General features: G+C 66.1%; 15 protein-coding genes. 11 read left to right on the top strand and 4 right to left on the bottom strand.

What is annotated here, in order from left to right; genetic code table 11:
• Positions 1–1,062 (bottom strand): GDP-mannose 4,6-dehydratase, encoded by a 1,062-nt coding sequence (gmd, locus tag M8523_RS20340; RefSeq protein ID WP_282586736.1) that lies wholly within the window; start codon positions 1,060–1,062, stop codon positions 1–3.
• Between the two features lie 278 nt (positions 1,063–1,340).
• Here gmd and M8523_RS20335 point away from each other — a divergent pair, with 278 nt between their 5' ends.
• The 4 genes from M8523_RS20335 to M8523_RS20320 all read left to right on the top strand — a co-directional run bounded on the left by M8523_RS20335 (position 1,341) and on the right by M8523_RS20320 (position 5,963).
• Positions 1,341–1,796: a (2Fe-2S)-binding protein gene (locus M8523_RS20335; protein WP_282586735.1), complete on the top strand. Its 456-nt coding sequence runs from the start codon at positions 1,341–1,343 to the stop codon at positions 1,794–1,796.
• A 26-nt stretch (positions 1,797–1,822) separates the two neighbouring features.
• A complete protein-coding gene (locus tag M8523_RS20330; protein ID WP_282586857.1) occupies positions 1,823–4,045 on the top strand; it encodes a xanthine dehydrogenase family protein molybdopterin-binding subunit in 2,223 nt (740 codons plus the stop codon).
• A gap of 209 nt (positions 4,046–4,254) precedes the next feature.
• The gene (locus M8523_RS20325; protein ID WP_282586734.1) at positions 4,255–4,890 is read left to right on the top strand and encodes a glutathione S-transferase family protein; all 636 of its coding nucleotides are present in this window, start codon (positions 4,255–4,257) and stop codon (positions 4,888–4,890) included.
• A 164-nt stretch (positions 4,891–5,054) separates the two neighbouring features.
• Positions 5,055–5,963: a metallophosphoesterase family protein gene (locus tag M8523_RS20320; protein ID WP_282586733.1), complete on the top strand. Its 909-nt coding sequence runs from the start codon at positions 5,055–5,057 to the stop codon at positions 5,961–5,963.
• A gap of 15 nt (positions 5,964–5,978) precedes the next feature.
• On the opposite strand, the gene M8523_RS20315 is transcribed toward M8523_RS20320, so the two are convergent.
• Positions 5,979–6,767, bottom strand: a complete 789-nt coding sequence (locus tag M8523_RS20315) for a helix-turn-helix transcriptional regulator (RefSeq protein WP_282586732.1) — start codon at positions 6,765–6,767, stop codon at positions 5,979–5,981.
• An 86-nt stretch (positions 6,768–6,853) separates the two neighbouring features.
• Between M8523_RS20315 and M8523_RS20310 the strand changes: the two genes are divergently transcribed.
• The 6 genes from M8523_RS20310 to M8523_RS20285 all read left to right on the top strand — a co-directional run bounded on the left by M8523_RS20310 (position 6,854) and on the right by M8523_RS20285 (position 13,647).
• Positions 6,854–7,624, top strand: coding sequence for a class I SAM-dependent methyltransferase (locus M8523_RS20310; protein WP_282586731.1), 771 nt, complete (start codon positions 6,854–6,856; stop codon positions 7,622–7,624).
• 90 nt (positions 7,625–7,714) lie between these two features.
• A complete protein-coding gene (locus M8523_RS20305) occupies positions 7,715–10,105 on the top strand; it encodes a methyl-accepting chemotaxis protein (RefSeq protein ID WP_282586730.1) in 2,391 nt (796 codons plus the stop codon).
• A gap of 87 nt (positions 10,106–10,192) precedes the next feature.
• A complete protein-coding gene (gene uvrC, locus M8523_RS20300; protein WP_282586729.1) occupies positions 10,193–12,280 on the top strand; it encodes an excinuclease ABC subunit UvrC in 2,088 nt (695 codons plus the stop codon).
• Between the two features lie 39 nt (positions 12,281–12,319).
• Positions 12,320–12,925 carry a CDP-diacylglycerol--glycerol-3-phosphate 3-phosphatidyltransferase gene (gene pgsA, locus M8523_RS20295; RefSeq protein ID WP_428350950.1) on the top strand — a complete coding sequence of 202 codons (606 nt, stop codon included), beginning with the start codon at positions 12,320–12,322 and terminating at the stop codon, positions 12,923–12,925.
• Between the two features lie 4 nt (positions 12,926–12,929).
• Positions 12,930–13,181, top strand: coding sequence for a molybdopterin converting factor subunit 1 (moaD, locus tag M8523_RS20290; protein WP_282586728.1), 252 nt, complete (start codon positions 12,930–12,932; stop codon positions 13,179–13,181).
• Between the two features lies 1 nt (position 13,182).
• Positions 13,183–13,647: a molybdenum cofactor biosynthesis protein MoaE gene (locus M8523_RS20285; RefSeq protein ID WP_282586727.1), complete on the top strand. Its 465-nt coding sequence runs from the start codon at positions 13,183–13,185 to the stop codon at positions 13,645–13,647.
• Between the two features lie 12 nt (positions 13,648–13,659).
• Here M8523_RS20285 and mutS read toward each other — a convergent pair whose 3' ends face one another.
• Entirely contained in the window at positions 13,660–16,413 is a 2,754-nt protein-coding gene (gene mutS, locus M8523_RS20280) for a DNA mismatch repair protein MutS (protein ID WP_282586726.1), read from the bottom strand.
• Between the two features lie 310 nt (positions 16,414–16,723).
• Here mutS and M8523_RS20275 point away from each other — a divergent pair, with 310 nt between their 5' ends.
• On the top strand, positions 16,724–18,535 hold the full coding sequence (locus M8523_RS20275; RefSeq protein ID WP_282586725.1) for an ATP-binding response regulator: 1,812 nt from the start codon (positions 16,724–16,726) through the stop codon (positions 18,533–18,535).
• Here M8523_RS20275 and M8523_RS20270 read toward each other — a convergent pair.
• The gene (locus tag M8523_RS20270; RefSeq protein ID WP_282586724.1) at positions 18,532–19,170 is read right to left on the bottom strand and encodes a response regulator; all 639 of its coding nucleotides are present in this window, start codon (positions 19,168–19,170) and stop codon (positions 18,532–18,534) included. The genes M8523_RS20275 and M8523_RS20270 overlap by 4 nt on opposite strands.
• Positions 19,171–19,387 lie beyond the last annotated feature (217 nt).

Raw genomic sequence — 19,387 nt, 5'->3', positions numbered from 1 at the left:
TCAGCCGTCCCTCATGATCGGCGCGGTCAGCATGACCTTGAGGTCCTCCCGCACCATTTCGGAGACCATGTCGCGCACCGTCGTCGTATGCGCCCAGCCGAGCTTCCTCCGCGCCTTGCTTGGATCCCCGAGCAGCAGATCCACCTCGGTCGGCCTAAAATACCGCGGATCGATCTCGACGAGGCAGCGGCCGCTCGCCGCATCATAGCCTTTTTCCTCCACGCCCACCCCCTCCCAGACGATGGTGATATCGACCTCGGCGAAGGCCCATTCGACGAATTGTCGGACCGGTGTCGTGACCCCGGTCGCCAGCACATAGTCGTCGGGCATCTCCTGCTGCAGCATCAGCCACATGCCGTGCACGTAGTCCTTGGCATGGCCCCAGTCGCGACGCGCGTCGAGATTACCGAGGTAAAGCTTGCCTTGCCGTCCCAGATGAATCGCAGCCGCGGCCCGGGAGATCTTGCGGGTCACGAAAGTCTCGCCGCGCAGCGGGCTCTCGTGGTTGAACAGGATGCCGTTCGAGCCGTGCAGGCCATAGGCCTCGCGGTAGTTCACCACGATCCAATAGGCATAGAGCTTGGCGACGCCATAGGGCGAGCGCGGATAGAAGGGCGTCGTCTCCGACTGCGGGACTTCCCGGACCAGGCCATAGAGTTCGGAGGTCGAGGCCTGGTAGAAGCGTGTGCGGCCTTCGAGCTTCAGGATGCGGATCGCTTCGAGCAGCCGTAAGGTGCCTAGCCCGTCGGCGTTGGCGGTATATTCCGGGGTCTCGAACGACACCTGCACATGGCTCTGCGCCGCGAGATTGTAGATCTCGTCGGGCTGGGTTTCCTGCACGATGCGGATCAGGTTGGTGGCGTCGGTCAGGTCGCCGTAGTGGAGGATGAAGCGCGGGTTCTCGACATGCCGATCCTGGTAGATGTCCTCGATCCGCCCGGTGTTGAAGGACGAGGACCGTCGCTTCACGCCGTGCACCACATAGCCTTTGTCGAGCAGCAAGCGTGCCAGATAGGCGCCATCCTGCCCCGTGACCCCGGTGATCAATGCGGTCTTGGTCATCATCAAGTTCCATGAGGGTTCAATCATCGGCCCGCACGGGCATGGCGTCAAAGCCTTGTTTAGGCTTCTTAGAACGCCTCGAAACTGGTTGACGCCGGCCTCCACGAGGTAGATGTTCAGGTACGTGTTCAATTGGACCTGTGTCCCCACGTCTATGCCCGCTTTGGTCGGGTCGCCCTTTGCGCCGTCACGCGCAGCGCGCCTGACCGAAGCTCCCAACATCTCACCGGACTGTGTTTGGCCAGATGGGCCGGCACATTCCTCATTGGGAACGAACGATGATCAGCCTCAAAATCAACGGGTCGACGCACGCGCTCGACGCCGATCCCGATATGCCGCTCCTGTGGGCCATCCGGGATCTCCTCAACATGACGGGCACCAAATTCGGCTGCGGCATCGCGCAATGCGGGGCCTGCACGGTGCATCTCGACGGGCAGCCTGTCCGGTCGTGTCAGACCGCGATCAGCGATGCCGCCGGTCATGAGATCACCACGATCGAGGGCGTGAACGGCAAGGTGGCACAAGCCGTCCAAGCCGCCTGGCAGGAGCTCGACGTCGTGCAATGCGGCTACTGCCAGTCCGGCCAGATCATGTCGGCGATCGGCCTGTTGTCCCAGACGCCGAAGCCGAGCGACAACGACATCGAGAGCGCGATGGACGGCAACGTCTGCCGTTGCGCGACCTACGGCCGCATCCGTGCCGCCATCCACGACGCCGCCAACCGTCTCGCCTGAGGACAGCCGCCATGTATGCCAAGACCATGCTTCGACGGCCCGAGGCTGATCGCTTGCCCGTGCCGACGGCTCTCAATCGGCGTGATATCCTGAAGGCCGGCGGCGCCGGCGCCCTCGTGATCGGGGTGCTGATCCGCGGCGGCCGCGCCTATGCCGAAGAGGCAGCGGGCGGCGGCAAGGCCATCGCGCCGGTGGCGGGCGACCCGCCGCGCCCCAACGCCTTCGTGCGCATCGCGCCCGACAACACCGTGACCGTGATCGTCAAACATCTGGACAAGGGCCAGGGCGTCACCACCGGCCTGCCGACGATCGTGGCCGAGGAACTCGATGCCGATTGGGGACAGATGCGGGCCGAATTCGCGCCTGCAAATGCCCAACTCTACAACAACACCGATTTCGGACCCATCCAGGGCACAGGCGGATCCTCCTCGGTTCACAATAGCTGGACCCAGCTCCGCAAGGCCGGTGCCGCGGCCCGCGCCATGCTGATCGCGGCCGCGGTCGACGAATGGAAGGTCCCGGCGACCGAAGTCACGGTCGAAAAGGGCGTGCTCCGGCACAAATCCGGCAAGCAGGCGACATTCGGTGAGCTTGCCGCGAAAGCGGCGCAGCAGCCCGTGCCGCCGGAGGTCCATCTCAAGGACCCGAAGGACTTCACGCTGATCGGCACGAAGCTCCATCGGATCGACCACATCGTCAAGACCAATGGCACGGCGATCTACGCGCTCGACATCCGCCGGCCCAACATGCTGACCGCAGTGCTGCAGCGGCCGACCCGCTTCGGCGGCACAGTCAAAAGTGTCGATGACAAAGCCGCGCGTGCCATCAAGGGCGTCGTCGACGTCGTGACGGTGCCGCAGGGCGTCGCCGTGCTGGCCGAGAACACCTGGGCGGCGCGCCAGGGCCGCGACGCGCTGAAGATCGAGTGGGACGATTCGAAAGCGGAGATGCGCTCCTCCGCCGAGATGCTGGCCGATTACAAGAAGCTCGCGGCCACGCGGGGTTCGATCGCCGCGAAGGCCGGCGACGCCGAACAGGCGCTCGGCAGCTCGGGCAAGGTCGTGAAGGCGGAATTTACCTTCCCGTATCTCGCGCATGCCCCGATGGAACCGCTCAATGCCACGGTCGAGAGGGCCGCCGACGGCTCTTACGACTTCTATGCCGGGTCGCAGTTCCCCACAATCGAACAAGCGGTCGCGGCGGCGACGCTCGGGGTCACGCCCGACAAGGTGCGCATCAAGACGGTTTGGGCCGGCGGCTCGTTCGGCCGCCGCGCAACGCCGAATGGCGACTATTTCGGCGAGCTTGCCGCCATCATGGCCAAGACCGACCAGAAACGGCCGATCCATCTCGTCTACACGCGTGAGGACGACATCAAGGGTGGACGCTACCGGCCGATGTTCTACCACGCGATGGAGGCGGCGCTCGACACGAACGGCGGCATCGCGGCCTGGCATCACAGACTCGTAGGTCAATCCTTCATGAAGGGCACCGCCTTCGAGCCCGTGATGTTCAAGGAGGGCGTGGACGCGACGGCGGTCGAGGGCGTGGCGGACATGCCCTACGCGATCCCGAATCTCCTCGTCGAATGGCACGATGCGCCATCGCCGGTTTCGACGCTCTGGTGGCGGTCGGTCGGCCACAGCCACACCGCGCAGGCCGTCGAGGTGATGATGGACGATCTCGCGCATGCGGCGGCCAAGAATCCGGTCGATTTCAGGCTCGCGCTCCTGAAGGATCACCCGCGACACGTGGGCGTTCTGAAACTCGCGGCCGAAAAGGCGGGCTTCGGCAAGACCATGCCGGCCGGACAGGGCCAGGGCGTGGCGGTGCACGAAAGCTTCAACACCTACGTGGCCATGGTGGCGGACGTCACGGTGAAGGACTCGAACGTCAAGGTCGACCGCATCACGATCGCGGTGGATTGTGGCATTCCGATCAACCCGGATGTGATCAGGGCACAGATGGAAGGCGGGGCCGGATACGGCCTGGGGGCGGCGCTGCGCAACCAGATCACCTTCGACAAGGGGATTGTCGATCAGGCGAATTTCGACACCTACGAGCCCTTGCGCATGAGCGATATGCCGGTGATCGACGTGCATATCGTTCCCTCGGCCGAAGCTCCCACGGGCGTCGGCGAACCCGGGGTGCCGCCGGTGGCGCCCGCGGTCTCGAACGCGGTCTTCGCCGCGACGGGCAAGCGTCTTCGCTCGCTTCCCTTCGACTTCGACAGCCTGAAAGGCGCCTGAACCGGTTCCCTCGCTCCGCGAGGGACCGCTCGACCCTCCGATCGGTCCTGCCTATGTCGGGAACTGATCGGGATCTTGGCACAGCGCCGCCTGAGCGATCATTCGTGGCTCCGGCGGCGTTCTTCAGCCTCCGCTTCGCACGCAGAGATCGATTTTGCCGCCTGCGGCCCTAGAATCAGGTTCTCGGATCCGAACAAGGACAGCGCATCATGAGCGACATGACACTATGGGGCTTCGACGGTTCGACCTATGTGCGGACGGTCAAGATGCTGCTCGCCGAAAAAGGCGTGACCGACTTCAAGCAGGTCCCGCTCAACGTGCTGGCCGGCGATCCGAAACAACCTGAGCATCTGGAACGGCATCCGTTCGGCAAAGTGCCGGTTCTCGATCACGACGGCCTGCGCATTCTCGAAACCAGCGCGATCGTCCGCTATCTGAACGACGTGCTGCCCGGCAAATCCCTGGTGCCCGCGACACCGAAGGATCGCGCCCGCATGGACATGATCATCGGACTTGTCGATTCCTACGGCTATGGCGCTCTCACCGGCGGCGTCGCGGCCTATTCGCTGTTCCCCGATTTCGTCGGTGGCAAAAACGAGGAGATGCGACGCAGCGGTATCGAGAACGGCCGCAAAGTGCTGGATCTCGCAATGAAGGTCAGAAGAGATTCCCCCTTCATCGCCGGCGATCTGAGCCTGGCGGACCTGTATCTGGCGCCGATCCTGTTCTACGTCGGCTTGACTCCGGATAAGGATGCGGTCTTCGACATTGCGGGTTTTGGCGATTATTGGGCCCGGATCGAGGCGCTGCCGAGCTACAAGGGCACCGAGCCAAAATTCGACTGACATTTTCAAGGTCCTACACGGAGGCCGGGGGACGAGGCATCGCCGGCAAAGGGCGTTCCTCCGGGCTGCGACTTGACGTCCAGGTTGGAGGGTTAGCCTCTTGGCGCTCGTTCGGTCGGCGGCGTGCGACTTGACCCCTCGGCCATGTCAGGCGACAGGAACGCGTGACTTTTCTTCTCGCCCATTTGTCCGATGCCCATATCGGGCCGCTGCCGAAGCCCCGCGCGCGCGAGCTGCTGGGGAAGCGTCTGACCGGCTACATCAACTGGAACCGGCGCGGTCGCCTGCACGACATGGCCATGCTGGCGCGGCTCGTCGCCGACATGCAGGCGCAAGCGCCCGACCACATCGCCATGACGGGCGATATCCTGAACATCGGCCTGACCGCTGAATTCCCCTTTGCGCGGGATTGGCTGGCCAGCCTCGGTCCCACCCACGACGTGAGCTTTGTCCCGGGCAACCATGACGCCTATACGCGCTCGTCGGCCAAGCACGTTTCGGCCACCTTCGCGCCCTGGGTCTCCGACCAGCCGGCCTCCGGTGGAGCGCATGAGGTCGAGTTTCCCTATCTGCGCCGACGCGGCGACATCGCCCTGATCGGCCTGTCCTCGGCGATCCCGACGGCTCCGTTCCTGGCCTCGGGCGCCCTCGGCCATGAGCAGCGCGATATCTTCGACACCCTGCTGGCCCAGGCGTCCCGAGAAAAGCTCGCGACGGTCGTGATGGTGCATCATCCACCGAACGAGGCCGGCGCCTCGACGGGCCGCGGTCTGCGCGACGCTCGGAAATTCGAGGACATCATCGCGCGCCACGGCGCGGATCTCGTCATCCATGGCCACAACCACAGGTCGAGTGTCGCCCTCCTCGAAGGTCCGCGCGGCCCCGTGCCTGTGGTCGGGGTGGAATCCTGCTCGGCCGTGCCCGGCACGCCGGGTCATCGGGCCGCCTATCACCTGTTCCGCTTCGAACGCGCCGACGCGGCCTGGACCATCACGGGCCTCAAGCGCGGGTTCGATCCCGCCACCGGCGAGTTCGCGATGACGCGGACGCTCGATCTCGCACGCGGGCATTGAGGCCGCCTCGCGGCGCTAGCCTTTCGCAGGCACCAGCATGACGAGCTTGAGGTCGTCATAGCCCGCCGGGTGCAGGGTCATCTGCTCATAGTGGACGGGACCCGCTTCGGGGTGATTGAAGCGCCTGAGCCCACCCTCGCGGCCAAGCACGTCATTGGCCTTCCAGAAACCCGCGAACGCGGCGCTGTCCCGCTGCATCTGTGTGGCGAGAGCCGCGACGGCTGGATCGGCCGCCCGTCGGCTCGTATCGGCGCGGAATTCGGCGACGAGCCGGCGCGCCCGCTCGTCCCAGTCCACGATGAAGCCGCGGGCCGTCGGGTCGAGGAACACGTAGCGCAGCAAGGACAAGTCTGCGCCGCCGAGCCAGCCGGCAAAGAGATGGAGCGCCGGCGCGTTCCAAGCGCAGGCCTGCCACAGGCCGTCGAGACAATAGGCCGGGTGAGGCGTGGACGCCAGGATCTGCTGCAGCACCGGCGGTATCGCCATCGGCCCGACCGGAGCCGCGATCGCCGGATCCTGCTTGCGGGTGAGTTCGAACAAATAGGCACGTTCGGCGCGGCTCATCCGCAAGGCTTCCGCGAGGCGCGCCAGGGCGGCCGGCGAGACGGAAATGTCGCGACCCTGCTCGATCCACGTATACCATGTTGGGCTCATTCCGCAGAGCTGGGCGACCTCTTCCCGCCGCAGGCCAGGGGTCCGGCGGCGTCCCTCCCGGCTGTCGCGGAGCCCTACATCAACCGCACGCAGCCGCTCGCGGTGGCTTCGCAAGAAAGTGCCGAGATCGTGAGGCGTGTCGGGCGGCATGCTGGAACTCTTTATACCAGCATAAGTACTCGGCTTGTTAGCGCATTCGATTCGCTTCACCGTCACGGCGCAGATGGAGAAGACCGATGAACGAGACCCAACATAGTTTTGTCGCCGACCACTACGCCCCCCGCGCCTCCGCCTATGTGGCGAGCGCGGTGCATAGCGGTGGCCCCGACCTCGACCGCATCGCCGAGATTCTGCGCGCGACAGCACCGGCCCGCGTGCTGGACCTCGGCTGCGGCGGCGGCCATGTGAGCTATCACGCGGCCCCGCACGTCGGCGAGGTGGTGGCCTGCGATCTGACACCCGACATGCTCGACGAGGTGGCCCGCACGGCCGCGGCGCGCGGCTTGAGCAACATCACGGTGCAGCAAGCGGCCGCCGAACGCCTGCCCTTCGCCGATGCTTCGTTCGACGCCGTGCTGTGCCGCTTCACCGTTCACCACTGGCACGATCGACAGGCCGGCCTTCGGGAAGCGCGGCGGGTGGTGAAGCCCGGGGGGTTCGGCGTCTTCATCGACGTGGTTTCGCCGGCCCATCCGCTCCTCGACACCCATCTGCAGGCGATCGAGCTGTTGCGTGACGCCTCGCATGTGCGCAACGCCACGGCGGCGGAACTGGTCACCGCTTTAGAGGATGCCGGATGGAGCGCGACGGCGCTATCGGGCCGCAAGATGCGGATGGAATTCGACTCTTGGACGGCGCGCACCCGCACGCCCGACATCTGCAAAGCCGCGCTGCGTCACCTGCAGGCCCATGCAAGCGCCCCGGTGCGCCGCTATTTCGCGATCGATGCGGAGGGCGGGTTCGACCTCGATTCGATGCTGTTCGAGGTGACGCCCTCGCTTCTTTAGGTCGGGCGCCGTCAACCGGTCGCTAACCCAAGCCCTCAACCCGCCCTTAAGGCCGGTGATCTAAGCCTCTGCTGTTCAAGGAGGCTTTTAATGGGCAGGACAAACGGCGGCGCACCGAGGCGATCCGGCAAACGCCACTGCTTCGGGATCGGAGCGCGTCTCGGCCTCGCATTCGCCGGCCTTGCGGGCCTGACTGCCGTCGCCGGCGTGTCCAGTTCATTCTTCGCGCTTCAGACCATGGGGATTGTGAAGACCCTCGGCACCAACACGTTGCCGACCGTCACGGCCTCCATGGCCCTGGCGCAGGGCAGCGCGGTTCTCGCGGCTGAGGCGCCGGCGCTTGCACGCCAAACCGATCAGGCGTCACTCGACCAGGAGGCCAAGAAGGTCGCGGGGCTGCTGGCAGAGCAGAACAAACGCCTCGAGACCCTGCGCACCCTTCTGCCTGATCCGAGCACGCTCGATGCCGCCACCAAGGCCAGCGCGGCCCTGGGTGGTAAAATCGAGGAACTGAGGGCCTTGACGGCCAATCGCATCGCGGTGGCCACGAAGCTCGATGGCCGCAGCGCGACGCTGCGCACCAGCTATCGTGATCTGACAAACCTCATGCAGCCGATCTCGCAGGGCTTCGAGACCAGCGTGGGCGCGTCCTTGAAGAGCCTGCAGGCTTCCGGGTCCGATGGAGCCGTCGCCAAGCGGCTGGCCGAGGTCGAACTCCCGAGGCTGCGCAACGCGCTCAGCCTGCAATCGAACGCGAATCTCGCCGCGGGCATGCTTGCCGCGGCGCAAAACATCGCACAGGGCGACGCCGCCAACGACATCAAGACCTTCTATCAAGGATCGGAAATCGACCTGACGAATGCCATGGTGATGCTGACCGAGGGAGCCGATCACGACAAGGCGCAAGCCTTGACGCGCACCATCCTGGGCGGCGGCACCGGCCTCGACAGCATCTTTTCGCTGCGCGATCAGGAAACCCAGATCGAGTCCGACGCTGAACTGACGGGGTCCGTTCTGGCCAAATTTTCGGCCGATCTCGCGACCGAAGTCGACAAGCTCGTCAAGACCGAGCAGGAGGCCGCCACATCGGCCCTCGCTCATTCAGACCAAGTCACCCGCTTCAGCCTGATCGTCAACGGCACGATCAGCGTGCTGGTTCTCCTCGCCTCGCTCCTGGTGGGCTGGCTCTATGTGGGACGCGTTGTAATCCAGCGCCTGACGCGGTTGTCGAGCGCGATGGACCATTTGGCGGCGGGCTCCAGGACCGTCACGGTGGACACGGCGGGCCAGGACGAGGTTGCCGCCATGGCGGCGGCCGTCGAGATCTTCCGCAGCAACCTCATCAAGGGGGATGCTCTGGCGGCCGAGACGGCGCGCCTCGCCGCCGAACAGGAGCGGGTGCGGGAACACGCCGACCGTGAGCGCGCCGAAGCGGCGCGCTGCCAAAGCGAGGTGGTGGATGGACTCGCGGCCGGTCTCACGCGACTGGCGCAGGGCGATCTCACGGGCCTGATCACGCAGCCGTTTCCCGACGGCTACGACGGCCTACGCCGCGATTTCAACGCCGCGCTCGATCAGCTCCGGACGGTCGTCAGCGCCATTGTCAGCGACGCCGATACACTGCGTTCAGGGACAGGCGAGATCTCGACCGCCACCGACGACCTCTCACGACGCACCGAGCAGCAAGCCGCGACGCTCGAAGAGACCGCCGCCGCGCTCGATGAGATCACCGCCACGGTCCGCACGACCAGCGAAGGCGCCAACCATGCCCGCGACGTCGTGACCGGGGCCAAGCGGGACGCGGAGGAGTCAAGCCGCATCGTCGGCGAGGCAGTGGGCGCCATGCGGGGCATCGAACGCTCGGCCGGACAAATCGTCCAGATCATCGGCGTCATCGACGAGATCGCGTTCCAGACCAATCTCCTGGCCCTGAATGCCGGCGTCGAGGCGGCGCGGGCCGGCGACGCGGGGCGCGGCTTCGCGGTGGTGGCCTCGGAAGTCCGGGCTCTGGCGCAACGGTCCGCCGAAGCCGCCAAGGAGATAAAGGCCTTGATTTCGGCGTCATCCTCCCAGGTCAGCCAAGGTGTCGAGCTTGTCGAACGCACCGGCGACTCACTCGGCAGGATCGCGAAGCAAGTCAACGAGATGAATACGATCATCGGCGAAATCGCCGCGGCCGCCAAGGAGCAGACCACGGGCCTCGACGAGGTGAATCGTGCCGTGAGCCAGATGGACCAGGTCACGCAACAGAATGCCGCCATGGTGGAGGAAACGACCGCGGCGAGCCGCAACTTGGCGGGCGAGACCGAACGCCTGGTCGCACTGGTGAGCAGGTTCCAGACCGGGTCGGGTCCGGCGAAGGCGGGAACCCGACCGGCGCGGCGCCCGGGTCCCGTGGCGGCTCTCAAGCCGACAGGGCGCGGCGGAGCCGCACCGAAGCCGGCGCCCGAATCCCAGACGCAGGATTGGGAAGAGTTCTGAGGCCCAATCGGCGATCTCGGGACGGCGTGGCATCGCTCCTGATGACACGCCCTTCCCCCCATCGTCGCGGGCGCTTACATCTCCCCTATGAGTCGCCCGCAACAAAAACTGCTGCCCGATCCGCTCGACGCCGACCTGCCTGACGAGGCCGAGGCCGCGCTGTTCGACGGCGACGGCACGGAGGATGATTTCGAGGAGGCGGCCTCCGGCGTCGACCTTGGGCTCGATGACGAAGCCGCGCCGGCCTCGGTGCGCAGCGGTGCCGCCATCATTCGGCACCATTGGCGACATCTGCCGCTCGGCCCGGGCGTCTACCGGATGCTCGGCGCCGACGGTGAGGTGCTCTATGTCGGCAAGGCCAAAAGCCTGAAGAAGCGAGTGGCGAGCTACACGCGCGCGGCCGGTCACACCAACCGCATCGCCCGCATGATCGCCGCCACCGCCAGCATGGTCTTCGTCACGACCGAGACCGAGACCGAGGCGCTGCTTCTCGAAGCCAATTATATCAAACAGATGCGCCCCCGCTTCAACGTGCTGATGCGGGATGACAAGAGCTTCCCGTATATCCTGATCACCGGCGATCACCGCGCGCCGCAGCTCGTCAAGCACCGCGGCGCCCGCAACCGCAAGGGGGACTATTTCGGTCCCTTCGCGAGCGTCACGGCCGTTAACCGCACCCTGAACGCCCTGCAGCGCGCCTTTCTGCTGCGCTCCTGCACCGACAGCTATTTCGAGAACCGCACCCGGCCGTGCCTGCTCTACCAGATCAAGCGGTGCTCGGGGCCATGCACCCAGGAGGTCAACGACGACGAATACCGCGATCTCGTGGGCGAGGCGCGCGGTTTCCTGTCAGGCAAGAGCGGCCTCGTGCGCAACCGGCTCGCCGAGGAAATGGTCCAGGCGGCCGAACTCCTCGAATTCGAGCGCGCCGGACGGCTGCGCGACCGTATCGCGGCGCTGTCGGCCATCGTGGGGTCGCAGGGCATCAACCCGAAGAGCGTCGAGGAGGCGGATGTCTTCGCGGTGGGCCAGGAGGCCGGCCAATTCGTGGTGGAGGTGTTCTTCTTCCGCACCTTCCAGAACTGGGGCAACCGTGCCTTCTTCCCCCGTGCCGACAAGAGCTTCGGGCCGGCCGAGGTGCTCGATTCGTTCCTGGTCCAGTTCTATCTCGACAAGCCGCCGCCCCGGCTGATCCTGCTGTCGCACGAGATCGAGGACCGCGAGGTGCTCGAAACCCTGTTGAGCGAACGCGCGGGCTACCGGGTCGAGATCGCCGCGCCGCAGCGGGGCGAGAAGCGGGAGCTCGTCGACCGCGCCGCCCAGAACGGTCGCGAAGCCCTCGCCCGCAAACTGTCCGACACGGCCAGCCAGGAGAAGCTGCTTGGCGCGCTCGCGGCGGCCTTTGCCATCCCCAAAACGTTGCGGCGCGTCGAGGTCTACGACAATTCCCACATCCAGGGCACCAATGCGATCGGGGCGATGGTGGTGGCGGGGCCTTCGGGCTTCATGAAGCAGCAGTACCGCACCTTCAACATCAAGGATCAGAGCCTCACGCCCGGCGACGATTTCGGCATGATGCGCGAAGTGCTCGGCCGCCGCTTCTCGCGCCTGATCAAGGAAAGCCGCCCACGCTCCGATCCGGCCGTCGATGGCGAGGCCCCACCGCCCCCCGAACCGGATGACGCGCCGCTCTGGCCCGATCTCATCCTGATCGACGGCGGCAAAGGCCAACTCGAAGCGGTCCGCGCGATTCTGGCCGAACTCGGCGTGCCGGTGCTGTTCGGGCCGGACGGGAGCCCTGACGGCGTCGCCGTGGTGGGCATCGCCAAGGGGCCGGACCGCAACGCCGGCCGCGAGACCTTCTTCGCGGCGGGCCGCGATCCGTTCAAGCTCGGGGAACGCGATCCGGCGCTCTATTTCGTCCAACGCCTGCGGGACGAGGCGCATCGCTTCGCCATCGGGACGCATCGGGCGCGGCGCAAGAAGGACTTGACCCGAAGTCCGCTCGACGAGATCGGCGGCATCGGTCCCGCCCGGAAGCGGGCCTTGCTGCACGCTTTCGGCACCGCCAAGGCGATCGGCCGCGCAAGCCTCGACGATCTCGCCCGCGTGCCGGGCGTCAATGCCGCAACCGCCAAGCGGATCTACGACTTCTTTCATGAGCGGGCGGGGTGACACCCCGGTCGATCCGACCTTGACGCGACGCGCCTCCCCATGCTCCCTCCCCATATGGCCTTTTCGACCGTCCAGCGGACCAGCCCAGCCTGGAACCTGCCGAACATCCTCACCTACGGGCGCGTCCTCGCCGTGCCGGTTCTGGCCGGCTGCCTGCTGTCGACCGATGCGTTCTGGATGCGCTGGCTCGCGCTCGGCATCTTCGTCGCGGCCGGCATCTCGGATTTCTTCGACGGCTATCTGGCGCGCGCCTGGCACCAGCAATCCTCGCTCGGCCGCATGCTCGACCCGATCGCCGACAAGCTTCTCGTCGCTGCGACCCTGATGGTGCTCGTCGCCGACCGCACCATCGCGGCCTGGTCCCTGTGGGCCGCCATCGTGATCCTGTGCCGCGAAATCCTCGTGTCCGGCCTGCGGGAATTCCTGGCCGAACTCAACGTGTCGGTTCCGGTCACCAAAGTGGCGAAATACAAGACCACGCTGCAGCTCATCGCGGTCGGCTTCCTGATCGCCGGCCCGGCCGGCGATGTGGTGCTGCCCGGCACCACTATCATCGGTCTCACGCTGCTTTGGATCTCGGCCCTCCTGACCCTCTATACGGGCTGGGACTACATGAAGGCCGGGATCAAGCACGTGGTGGAGTGACGCCATGAAAGCCCTCTATTTCGCCTGGGTCCGCGAACGGATCGGCAAGGGCGAGGAACAGTTGTCGCCCCCGTCTCATGTGGGCACCGTTGGCGAACTCATCGGCTGGCTGAGCGGGCGTGGCGACAATTACGCCTATGCGTTCGAGAATGCGTCGACCATCCGGGCGGCGCTCGACCGCACCCATGCGCGGCACGACGCGCCGATCGCCGGGGTGCGGGAGGTGGCGTTCTTCCCGCCGATGACGGGCGGCTGAGATGCGGCGCATCGCGGTCACGGCGGACGTCTTCGACGCGGCGCACGAAACGCAGGCCCTGCAGGGCGGCCGGACCGATGTCGGTGCCGTCGTGACCTTCGTGGGCTATTGCCGCGACGAGGCGGGAACACTCACGGCGCTGGAGCTCGAACATTTTCCCGGCATGGCGGAGGCCGAACTCGAACGCATCGCCATCGAGGCCGAGCGGCGCTGGCCGCTGCTTGGTCTCAGCATGATCCATCGCCATGGACTGATTCGTCCGGGCGAGCCGATCGTGCTCGTCGCGACCGCCTCGCGCCATCGTGCCGCCGCCTTCGCGGCGGCCGAATTCCTGATGGACTTCATGAAGACCGACGCCCCGTTCTGGAAACGCGAGCATCGGGACGGCAGCGCGGCCGACCCACGCTCCGCCGAGGCCTGGGTCGAGGCCAAGCCCACGGATGACGCCGCCAAAGCCCGATGGTAGGCCGGCGATATATTACACGGCTCCCGCCCGGACACGCTTGAGCGCGTAAAGCGCGTCCAAGGCGGCCTTCGGGGTCAACTCATCCGGGTTGATGGCGTCGAGCGCGTCGCGTAACGGATCGGCGCGCGGTTCGGCGAAGCCCGCCACCGGCGCCGGGGGCGCGGTCACGGCGAAGAGAGGGAGATCGTTCACGAGACGGGCGACCGGCGCGGCGCGTGACGTGGCTTCGAGCTGCGCCAGCACGCTGCGGGCCCGCTCAATGGCGGCACGCGGCAGTCCGGCGAGCTTGGCGACCTGGATGCCGTAGGACCGGTCGGCGGCACCCGGCAGAACCTCGTGCAGGAACACGACATCGCCCTGCCACTCGGTGACCCGCATGGTGAGGTTCTGCAGGCGCTTCAGGGATTTGGCGAGGCCCGTGAGCTCGTGGTAGTGGGTCGCGAAGAGCCCCCTTGAGCGATTGACTTCGTGCAGATGCTCGACCGCCGCCCAGGCGATCGACAGTCCGTCGAAGGTCGCGGTGCCGCGTCCGATCTCGTCGAGGATCACCAGCGCCCGCGGGCCTGCCTGATTGAGAATCGCGGCGGTCTCGACCATCTCGACCATGAATGTCGAGCGGCCGCGCGCCAGATCGTCGGCCGCGCCGACGCGCGAGAAGAGACGGTCGACGATCCCGATGTGGGCGCTCGTGGCCGGCACGAAGGATCCGGTCTGCGCCAACAGCGCGATGACGGCGTTCTGGCGCAGGAAGGTCGATTTGCCGGCCATGTTGGGGCCCGTGACCACGGCGATCCGGCCACCGCCCTTGGCTTGGCCGCGTGGCGGGGTTCCGCTGAGATCGCAGTCGTTCGCCACGAAGCCCTTGCCGCGCGTGCGCAGCGCCGCCTCGACCACCGGATGCCGCCCGCCTTGAATCGCGAAGGCCAGGCTCGTGTCGACGCTCGGCCGCACCCAGCTTCGGCTCGCGGCGATCTCGCCCAAGCTACAGGCGACGTCGATCGCGGCGAGCCCGTCGGCGGCAGCCCGGATCGCCGGAGCCGAAGCCAAGACGGCGGCGGCGAGCCGGTCGAAGACGGCGAGTTCGAGCGCCACCGCCTGACCGGCCGCGGCGGCGATGCGCTGATCGAGTTCGCTGAGTTCCACCGTCGCGAAGCGCATCGCGCCCGCCATGGTCTGCCGATGGATGAACAGCGCGTTCTGGGGCGGCTTCAGCCAGCTTTCGCCGGTCGCCTGGCTGACCTCGATGAAGAAACCCAGGACGGAATTATGCTTGACCTTGAGCGTCCGGATGCCGGTCTCCTCGGCATAGCGCCCTTGCAGGGCCGCGATGACGCTCCGGGTCTCGTCCCGTAAGGCACGGGTCTCTTCGAGCCGCGGGTCGTAGCCCCGCCGTACGAAGCCGCCGTCGCGTTTCTGCAGCGGCAGATCGTCGGCCAAGGCGGCCGCGAGACCCTCCACGAGCTCTTGACCGACCGCTTGCGCCGCGGCGGCGGCGGCAAGGAGTTCGGCGGGCAGGTTCGAGGCCGAGTTCAGCAGCCCGGCCACGGCGCGGGCGGCCGAAAGGCCGTCCCGCAGGGCCGCGAGGTCGCGCGGACCGCCCCGATCGAGCGCCAGCCGCGAGAGGGCGCGGGCCATGTCGGGCGCAGCCTTGAGAAGCGCGCGCAGCCGGGTGCGGGTGGCGCCGTCCACGAGCGTCCAGGTGACGGCATCCAAGCGTTCGGCGATCGCGGCTGGATCGGTCAGGGGGGCGGCGAGACGCTCGGCGAGGAGCCGGCCGCCGGCCGAGGTCACGGTCTGGTCGATCGCGTCGATCAGCGAGCCGGCGCGCTCACCCCCGAGCGTGCGCGTGAGTTCGAGATTGGCCCGCGTCGCCGGGTCGATCTCCATCGCGCCACTTTGCTCGATGCGGCTCGGCGCCTGCAGTTGCGGGCGCGCGCCAACCTGGGTGCGGGTCACATAGGCCACGGCTGTGGCGGCCGCCGCGATCTCGACGCGGGAGAAGCGGCCGAAACCGTCGAGCGTCTCGACGCCGTACCAGTCGCGCAGCCGTCGCTCGGCGAGGCCCGCCTCGGCGAATTCCCGTGCGACAGGCGTCACGGCCGCCTTGGATTCCGCCACCATGTCGGCGACGACGCCGTCGGCATGGAGCGCATCGGCCAGCACGATCTCGCTCGGCGCGAGCCGGGCCAAAAGGGCCGGCAGGCTTCCGGACGGCGTCTCGGCGACCGTGAAGCTCCCGGTCGAGATATCGACGGCCGCGACGCCGAAGACATCGCTTTCGGCGAGGCGCGATAAGGCGACGAGATGGTTGGCGCGCGACGGTTCGAGCAGCCGGTCTTCCGTCAGCGTCCCCGGCGTCACGAGGCGCACGACAGCCCGTTTGACCACCGACTTGCCACCGCGTTTCCGGGCTTCGGCCGGATCTTCGATCTGCTCGCAGACGGCGACGCGGTGGCCGAGGGCGATCAGGCGGTGAAGGTAGTCGTCGGAGCGATCGACAGGCACACCGCACATGGCGATGTCCTCCCCCTGATGCTTCCCCCGCTTGGTGAGGACGATATTGAGCGCCTTGGCGGCGATCTCCGCGTCGTCAAGGAACAGCTCGTAAAAATCGCCCATGCGATAGAACAGCAGGCAATCGGGGTACTGCACTTTGATGCCGAGATATTGCTGCATCATGGGTGTGACGCGCGCGTCGTCGATCGTGCCGACGGACGGTTGAGGCGTCTCGCGCAGGTCCACGGGTCGGGCGGCGGAATTGGACATCGGCCGATGCTAGCAAATGTGGCTCCGCGGCGCACGCCTCCGCGTGCCACCGTCCACTGTCCTGTGAAGCATGCCGAGAACGATCGATGTCGCTCGTCGCGGAACCGCCTCGCGACCCGTACGCAGAGAAATCATGCGGCAGATGGGGCTTAAGGCTTTCGCCAGAGATCGAGTCGTTCGACTATTCACTTCCGCCGCAATGTCCGAAGATTATCCACAAAGCGATCCCGGTGCAGCCAAAGAGGCCGGTTGGGGCTATCGGGGTTCCACAGGCATCGGCGGCGTCACGAGGCACGGAGCCACATCGACATTGGCACCCGAAATACCGTCATTGCCCCGGCCCGAAGCGCTTCCGACCGAACGTACCGGCGTCGAGCAGATCGAGGCCGTGTTCGGCACCGTCACGGTCGGCGTGTGCGGCGCGGCCTTCGCGGCGGGAAACCTGGCGGCTGTGCTGTGTCATCTCGGCGTCTTGGGATGGCGCACCGGAATAACCTGGACGTCCTATATCGCGATCTGCGCGGTGGGCCATATCCTGCTTTGCCGGGCCTATCGGCGGTCGCGACCTGTTGGCGATCGTTGGCGCCTCTGGGCTCATCTTTTCACGGCGATATGCCTTGCCGAGGGGATTGGTTGGGGCTGGGCCCCGATCGGATTGACAGTTGGCGGCAATTCCGACGTGAAACATCTCACGGTCTTGATCATGGCCGGCGTCGCCGCCGGCTCGATCCCGGCTTTCAGTCCCTACCTGCCGGCTTTCTTTGCTCTGTTTCTGCCGGCAACCATCCCCGCCTTGATCGCGGCCTTGCTCTCCGCCGATCCGGTGCAACACGCAAGCTTTACACTCGTCCTCCTTTTTATCCTTTTCATCGGGGGTCTCGGAGTCAAAGCCAACCTGTCCTTCAAACAGCTTGTCGGCCTGCGCATCAGGACCGAGGAGATGGCGGGGGATCTGCAGCGGCAGAAGGACATTGCCGAACAGGCGAACAAAGCCAAATCGACCTTCCTGGCCGCCGCCAGCCACGATCTCCGCCAGCCCGTTCACGCCCTCGGCCTGTTCGTCGGCGCCTTGCGTGGCGTCGCCTTGCCGCTCGAAGGACGCCGGCTCGTCGAACAGATCGAGGTCTCCACCAACGCGATGGACAGCCTGTTTACCGCGCTCCTCGACATTTCCCGGCTCGACGCAGGCGCCGTCGAGGTGCAGCGGCAGCCCTTCGTCATCGGATCGTTGCTGGATCGCATCTGCCGTGATCACGCCGAAGACGCAAAGCTCAAGGGCGTCTCGCTGAAAGCGAGAGGATGCGCGGCCGTGGTCGATTGCGATCCCGTCCTCCTGGAACGCGTCGTGCGCAATCTCGTCTCGAATGCGGTGCGCTACACCGAACGGGGACGGATCCTGGTCGGCTGCCGTCGACGCCAAGGCGAGGTCTTGGTCCAGGTCTGGGACACAGGGCCGGGGATCCCGCCCGAACAGCACGACAAGATCTTCCAGGAATACTATCAACTGGGCAATTCGGAGCGCGACCGTGCCAAGGGCCTTGGCCTTGGACTCGCCATTGTCCGGCGTCTGACCGATCTGTTGGGATGTCGGCTCAAGCTCCAGTCGCGCCCCGGCCACGGCTCCTGCTTTGAGGTGTCCATTCCTATGGCCTCAGGTCCGGGATGGGAGATCGAACCCGCTGGCGGAGACGTGTCCGGTGCTCCGGCGCATGGGCTGATCGTCGTCATCGACGACGAAGAGGCGATCCGCGCCGCCATGCAAAGCCTGCTGACGGGGTGGGGATATGACGTAGTGGCGGCCGCTTCCGGTGACGAGGCGATCCGGAGGCTCTCGACCTGCCCTGTCCAGCCGGGCCTCCTCGTCTCGGATTATCGGCTGCGCGAGGGCGAAAACGGCATCGATGTCATCGAGCGGCTGCGTTCCGAATACAACGAACCGCTGCCCGCATTGCTGATCACGGGAGACACGGCACCGGACCGGCTTTCCGAAGCCCAGGCGAGCGGCCTTTTGCTGCTGCACAAGCCGGTGTCGAACAGCAAGCTCCGTGCGGCAATCATCAATTTGATGGCGTCCGCGGACGCAAGTGAAGCCGCGCGGGAGGAACTCTCGGTCGACAGTTAAATGACGCCGGCTTCCCGGCCCGCCGCCACCGCCTGGGTACGATTGACCACATTCAGGGCCCTGAAGATCGCCGTGACATGCGCCTTGACGGTTTTCTCCGCGATATCCAGTTCGAACGCGATCGCTTTATTGGATCGCCCCTCGCTCAATTTTCGTAGCACGTCGATCTGACGATCGGTCAGGACCGACCGGCCTTGGTCCGTAACTGTCCGCAAAGCGGTGTTCGGCGCGGCGCTCACCTCGGTCAGAAGCAGCGGCGGCAGGTAGATGTCGCCGCTCAAAACGAGTCGTATCGCCGAAAGAAGGGTCTGCTGGCCGGCGGATTTCGGAACATAGCCGAGCGCCCCCTGCGCCAACGCCTTGCGGGCATCCTGCGGGTTTTCAGAGGAGGACAGGACGACGACAGGCACCTCCGGCCGGGCTTGTCCGAAGGCCGAGATCGCCTGCCAGCCGTCCATGCCGGGCATGACGAGATCGAGAACCACAACATCGAGATCGGCATGCTGCGTGAGCAGCCGAAGGCCCTCCGCGGCAGTGCCGGCCTGCAGAATGACCGTCTCCGCACCGATCTGCCGGAACAGCGCGACAAGGCCTTCTCGGATGATGGGATGATCGTCCACGATCAGCATCTTCATGCATCAGACTATGGAACGCGAACACGGCTGCAGACAAGCGGACCAAGGTCTGCTGCAACGCCTCTGGTCCTACGACCGTCGCGGGACTTTCGTCCAATTGCGCGCCCTTTCAGATTAATTAAATCTCATGTTCAGGAGCCCAAATCCGGGGTGATGCGGCACATCGAAGAAAGTTCTGAAGATGAATCCGAAATACGCTCTAATGGCCAGCCTGCTT

This window comes from Lichenifustis flavocetrariae (genome assembly GCF_026130545.1).
Taxonomy (GTDB): Bacteria; Pseudomonadota; Alphaproteobacteria; order Rhizobiales; family Beijerinckiaceae; genus Lichenihabitans; species Lichenihabitans flavocetrariae.
This window is presented reverse-complemented; position numbering and strand designations above follow the sequence as displayed.